Source organism: Streptomyces sp. NPDC088354 (assembly GCF_044753585.1).
GTDB lineage: Bacteria > Actinomycetota > Actinomycetes > Streptomycetales > Streptomycetaceae > Actinacidiphila.
This window is the reverse complement of sequence record NZ_JBIVNJ010000130.1, coordinates 1-2,638: the sequence shown is the minus strand read 5'-3', so window position 1 is coordinate 2,638 and position 2,638 is coordinate 1. Positions and strand designations below refer to the sequence as shown.

Sequence of the window (2,638 nt, the reverse complement as noted above, 5' to 3'; positions counted from 1 at the left end):
GGCCGGGTCGGCCCGAAGGCGCAACGCCGATCGGCCCGACGGACTCGAGGGAGCGCCCCCATGCCGGTCGTACCGAATCAGGGCTCCACAGGCGGGGGTGACGCGGTGACCCTCATCGGCGTCCACTTCACCGGCACCACCGGTGTGCGTTACGGCGCGCGCCCGGCCGCGAGTTTCACGGTCATCAGTGACACCACCACCGCCACCGTCACCCCTTCGGGTGTCGGCGCCGTCCCCGTCTCGGTGACCACCGCGGGCGGAACGGGTGTCGTCGGCAGCTTCTACTACCTGCCGCCACCCTCCTTCCGCCTCACGCCGCCGCCGGCCGGCCCCTTGGCCGGCGGCAACACGGTGACTCTCACCGGGCTTGGCCTCTACACCACGTACGAGGTCCGCTTCGGTACGCAGGCCGCGGCTTTCGCCGTCGTTTCCGACGGCGAACTCACTGTCACCGTCCCGGCAGCAGTCGGCGCCGGGCCGGTCTCCGTGACCCTGCGGACCAGGGGCGGGACCGCCGACGGCGTCGTGTACGCCTATCTCGACCCGCCGTCCGTCACAGCCGTCACCCAGGACAAGGGGCCCGTGGACGGGGGCAACCTCGTGGTCATCACCGGCACCGCGTTCTCCTACGCCACTGACGTCGCCTTCGGTGGCACGCCCGCCGTGTCCTGGAGAATCGCCTCCGACACGGAGATCGACGCTCTGGTGCCGGCGGGAGCACTCGGTCCGGCCGATGTCTCCGTCACCACCCTCGGCGGCACGACAACCGCCTCGGACGCATACACCTACCTGGGACGCTTCGCCGTACTGGGTGGCCAGTCGGTCACCAACACCGGCCTTTCCGACGTCACCGGAGATCTCGGGGTGAGCCCCGGAGTCTCGGTCACGGGATTCCCGCCCGGCCAGGTTCACGGAACCATCCATGCCGCAGACGACGATGCCCTTCAGGCTCACGCCGATCTGGTCGCCACCTACGACTCCGCCGTCGCCCAACTCCCGGACGCCGGCATCTCCGGCGACCTCGGCGGCCTGACGCTGGCTCCCGGCGTCTACAACACCGACACGTCCATCGCTCTCACCGGCACGCTCACGCTGGACGCCCAAGGCGACCGCAACGCCGACTGGGTCTTCCAAATCGGATCCACGCTGACCACAGCGACCGCAAGCCGCGTACTCCTCATCAACGGCGCCACGGCACGGAACGTCATCTGGCAAATCGGGAGCTCGGCCACTCTCGGCCCCGACACCGACTTCACCGGCAGGATCCTCGCCCTGACCTCCATCACCGCCAACGCAGGCACAACCATCCACGGACAGGCCATGGCCATCGACGGATCGGTCACCCTGGATACCAACACCATCACCCGTCCCTGGTGAGACCACAACCCACCAGGCCCACCACTGCCAGAACAGCGAAAACCCACACCGGGCGAGACCTCCCACAAACGACATAGGTCCGAGCCCAAAACCCACCTCGCACGAACACCTGACCTACGGAGGGGCCAGCGGCCCAGCCGGTAGGCAGACACGGGGCATGCGTGCCCGCCGAGACCTGAACAGCACTCACGGCGAACCCATCGCAGACCCCGACCAAAAATGGTCGTTCCCGACCCGAGCCGGGGCACAGGACCTCCTCACGGACCACCACCCGCGCGCTACGCGGATCGTTGAGGGGCTATGGAGGACACCACGGCCCTTCCCCCGCACCACACCGCCGACCACGCTCGTCAGCCCGGCGGATACCAGGCCAGCACGGACCCGCCGATCTACCGCGCCGTCCTGCGCCAATGGATCGAAGAGGGCAAGGAAGTACCACGCCCCTTCCCAGCCATCCCAGCTGCTCGCCCCCCATGACACGGCATCCCCAGGCCGATGGATCCGCCTCGTCCACTGACAGCAGTTCACCGATCACCCCTGTCACCGGGTGGGAGTGTCTAATAAACGGCCAATCTGTTGATCATGGAGACGCCAAGTGAGTGAGATGACGATCGAGCACGAGTCCGTGGCTGATCCGGCCGCGTCGGACGAGCAGTTGATCGCGATGCTGGTCGACCGGGCTCGGAGCGAGGGCCTGCAGCTGACGGGCGAGGGCGGACTGCTGCAGCAGTTGACCAAGAGGGTGCTGGAGTCTGCCCTGGAAGGCGAGATCACGGACCACCTCGGTTACGAGAAGCACGACGCGGCCGGCCGGAACGCCGGCAACAGCCGCAACGGGACCCGGTCCAAGACCGTGCTGACCGATGTCGGGCCGGTCGAGGTCAGGGTGCCCCGTGACGTGGAGGGCAGCTTCGAGCCGCAGATCGTGCGCAAGCGGCAGCGGCGGCTGACCGGCGTGGACGAGATGGTGCTGTCGCTGTCGGCGAAAGGCCTCACCCACGGGGAGATCTCCGCGCACCTGGCCGAGGTCTACGGCGCCGAGGTCTCCAGGCAGACGATCTCCACGATCACCGACCAGGTGATGGAAGGCATGGCCGAATGGTCCAACCGGCCGCTCGACCGCGTCTATCCGGTCTTGTTCGTGGACGCCATCAACGTCAAGGTCAGGGTTCTGTCGACGATCTTGTGGTCCAGATCGGGTGAGGGCTCATCGTGCGAGTAGGACTCGTTTGCGAAGAAGGTCGAGGCCGGCTCGGCCGAA

General features: G+C 67.7%; 1 protein-coding gene and 1 pseudogene. Both read left to right on the top strand.

The genetic code is table 11. The features are described from left to right. Positions 1 to 60: 60 nt before the first annotated feature. Positions 61 to 1,377, top strand: a complete 1,317-nt coding sequence (locus tag ACIP98_RS42175) for an ice-binding family protein (RefSeq protein ID WP_401982169.1) — start codon at positions 61 to 63, stop codon at positions 1,375 to 1,377. A 664-nt stretch (positions 1,378 to 2,041) separates the two neighbouring features. Next, positions 2,042 to 2,545, top strand: a pseudogene (locus ACIP98_RS42170) (transposase); the annotation flags it as partial. Positions 2,546 to 2,638 lie beyond the last annotated feature (93 nt).